The organism is Desulfotomaculum sp. (genome assembly GCA_003513005.1).
Taxonomy (GTDB): domain Bacteria; phylum Bacillota; class Desulfotomaculia; order Desulfotomaculales; family Nap2-2B; genus 46-80.
Window position 1 is genome coordinate 1 of record DOTD01000046.1, and the last position, 3,268, is coordinate 3,268.

General features: G+C 42.9%; 2 protein-coding genes and 1 pseudogene. All 3 read left to right on the forward strand.

The window, feature by feature from the left end:
• The coding region (locus DEH07_05755) for a spoOJ protein (protein ID HBY04044.1) at positions 1-734 on the forward strand (734 nt) is incomplete at its 5' end.
• A 138-nt stretch (positions 735-872) separates the two neighbouring features.
• Positions 873-1,811, forward strand: coding sequence for an IS21 family transposase (locus DEH07_05760; protein HBY04045.1), 939 nt, complete (start codon positions 873-875; stop codon positions 1,809-1,811).
• Positions 1,778-1,930 (forward strand): annotated as a pseudogene (locus DEH07_05765) (group II intron reverse transcriptase/maturase). Before DEH07_05760 ends, DEH07_05765 begins: the two are co-directional and overlap by 34 nt.
• The last annotated feature ends 1,338 nt before the right edge of the window (positions 1,931-3,268 follow it).

The following is a 3,268-nucleotide window of genomic DNA, read 5'->3' on the forward strand; positions in this document are numbered from 1 at the left end:
ATAAAAAGATACCTAAAAACCGCATGTTGTCGCTGGGTGAAACCCAGGCAAAAAAAACCATATGTGAGAAAAGCATCAACCAGTACGGTTTCTTGACCCCCATTGTACTCATGGAAAATCCGTCCGGAGAGCTGATCACCCTGGCAGGTGAAAACGAGCTTGAAACCTTAAAGGAAATGGACGTTTCAAAAGCAGACGTTTTAATAACCAGGCTAAAAGACCGGTCCGACTCCTGCAAGGTAATCCTGCTTTTATCCTCAATTCAGAAAGGGCTGAACGCCCTTTCTGAGGGTCTGATTCTGCGCGAGTTGATGCAAGCCGGTGGATATACCCAGAGAGAACTGGCGGAAAACCTGATGAAATCAAAATCATGGGTAAGCAAGAGATTATCCCTGGCGGAAGAGCTCAATCCAAATGTATCTGAAATGGTTTTAGCAAAACAGCTGTGCCCGGCCAGCGCCCAGGAACTGTCACGGCTGCCCAAAGAGGAGCAGCACCGGTTCGCCCTGGCTGTCTGCTCAAAAGACATACCCAAGTCCGCAGTTGAGCGCCTGATTTCAGCATATAACAGCAAAAACACACCCGAGGCAGTTAAGCAGGCGATAATAAAAAATCCGGCGCTGGCCCTTGCGGACATAGACGAAGAAAATTCAAAAAATGCGCCGGCCAGGGTGATACCGCTTCAAGATTTGATGCGGCAATCAGGCTGGCGCTTAAACTTATCTCTGAGATAGAAATGTATCTCGCAAGCATGGCGGACGAAGATATTAAAAAGTATCACCGTATTTTCACCTTAATCTGCAATTCAATGAGACGTTTCATCAAACTGGCGGAGCGCCTTGTTTCCCCGGGGAAACAAGGAGGTGTCTGTGATGGCGGCTGTTGACACCGAAACATATAGAATGATCAGAAGGCTTTATACAGTCGACGGGTTAAGCCAGCGACAGATTGCCAGACATCTTAAGGTAAGAAGGTGGACAGTAAAAAAATATTGTAACGGCGCAGCGCTCCCCGGAACAAGAAAAGAATACCAGGCAGAAAAAAGCCCCTTGAGGACGGCTATTGAGCATGAGATTGTTAAACTGATCAATGAAAATAAAGACGCCCCGGTCAAGCAGGAATTAAACGCCAAGATCATCTGGCAGGCCCTGATTACCTCAGGCTTTGCCATAGGCGAGTCCACAGTAAGAAAGTATGTTCAGGAGATGCGCATAGACAAGCCGGACATCTTTATCCCCCTTGAATTCGAGCCTGGGGAAGCTATGGAATTTGACTGGGGCGACGCCTATGCGCTTGTAGATAAGATAAAAACGAGAGTATCCCTGTTCTGCGCGGTGCTGCCATACAGCTACGGGATCTTTGCCACTGTCTTTCCCGATAAAACAAGCGCCAGTTTTTTTACCGGCCACGTCATGGCCTTTGAATACTTCGGCGGTGTACCTTTAAGATGTATCTATGACAAACTGAAAAGCGCTGTTCTGGAAGGGTCGGGAAAAGACGCCGTCAAGCAGGAGAAATTTAAAAAACTGGAAGCCCACTATGCCTTTGAGGGTGTTTTTTGTAACGCTGCTTCCGGGTGGGAGAAAGGGAGCGTGGAAAATCTGGTGGCTATTATCCGGTCCATTGCCTTTACCCCCATGCCGAAGGTGGCCAACTTCATGGAACTGCAGGAGCACGTAATCCAAAAATGTATGGAATACTGCCTAAACCATAAAATCAAAGGCCGGCCAAAGAGTATCAAAGATATGCTGGAGGAAGAAAAGAAACACCTGCTGCCGTTACCGGCATATTCAGTAATTTGGATTTTCTAATAATAGCCCGTTTTTACCGGGTTTGTCGCAAAACCAGTCAGCGTTTGAGTAAGATTTTTAAACCGGGAGTCTTTGTCACCCTTAGAAAACTAGGGTTATACAGCTTGTCCGTTGACTGACCTGCGAATGTCTTATATGAATGGTGTCGGATAGCCGTATGAGGGAAAACCTCACGTACGGTTAGATGAGGGTCTTCTGGTATTTTGAATATGGTCGGGCTAATGAGGCACTCCCAAAGGAAACGGGGAGAAACTGATAGGCTTGGCCTAAGTTCTGTATGCCAGGGTCTACTCTACTTTTAAACAAAACGACGATCCGCAGTTTCCACATTTTAAATAGATCATTTTTTACCTTCTTTCCTTATAGATCAAAAACAAGGTCAGGTATGTTAACATATTTAATTGAGGTACAGGTGTATATAAAAAAGAAAAAGGCATCAAACCAAATGGCAGGATGCCTTAATATTTCTGGCGTGCCTGGAGGGACTTGAACCCCCAACCTTCTGATCCGTAGTTTTACGTTATGTAAAATAATGTATTACCTTCTTATTCCTTCAAATACCTTTGCGTACCTCCAAATCTCTACTATCAAGACTTGTAAAGTTTATGCAGTGTTTTTATCTCCCTTCTATTCCCTTCTGTATTGGCATCAGTGCCCTCTATTGGCATAAAAATTGGCATCAAAATAATAGCGATAAAAGGCAGGTGTATATGAAGGTTTTCTTAGGTTGTATTGGCACACAAAAGCGCCCCGACAGGGTGGTTTCACGTTATAGTAGGAGATATGAATACCGACTTATACTTTCAAGTACCCTTAAGACCCTACCATCAGATCTTTTAAAGTTTGTCAAGTGTTATTTTATTCCTTTAATTCCCTTTTGTGTTGGCATGCCTTTGGCATATAAGAAACCATGAAAAGGCAAGTATGCCAAGGCTTCCGAGAAACATGATCAACGACTGGAAAGGCATATCTGACAGCAAGGATAATTGGAAAGTTTAATGTCTTTTCATCCGGTTGCAACTTCCCTAAAAAATGTATATAATTTTAATAAAGACCGTGTAGTACAAGAAGGAATTTATATATATATTGACGAAGTGAATAGAAAAAGAGAAAAGAAATGCCTTCCGACGAGGGGAAAGCATTAAAAAATAATTGAATGCAATTAAAATATATCATAATACATAATGACACGTCAACACAAAACGATACTTTTGTTTGTAAAAATGATAGTTTAGTGTTACTATTCACAGCCCAAAAAATATACATGCAGAACAAGGCTAATTTCTATCCTTGTTCTGCAGCATTAAGAATTTCTTCCAGTTTGAAAGGATCCCCTCTGCAAAGTCGAAGCATTGCATAGAATTCATTAATTCCGTTCCTGTAACACGTTTCAAGATAGGATTTGATATTGGCATAGAATGATGCAGTTTTAACATTTTGAAACTGCCCGGATATCT

What these genes read in the sequence shown, in the direction of transcription:
- DEH07_05760 (HBY04045.1), top strand. Translation starts at nt 873, where the DNA reads ATGGCGGCTGTTGACACCGAAACATATAGAATGATCAGAAGGCTTTAT.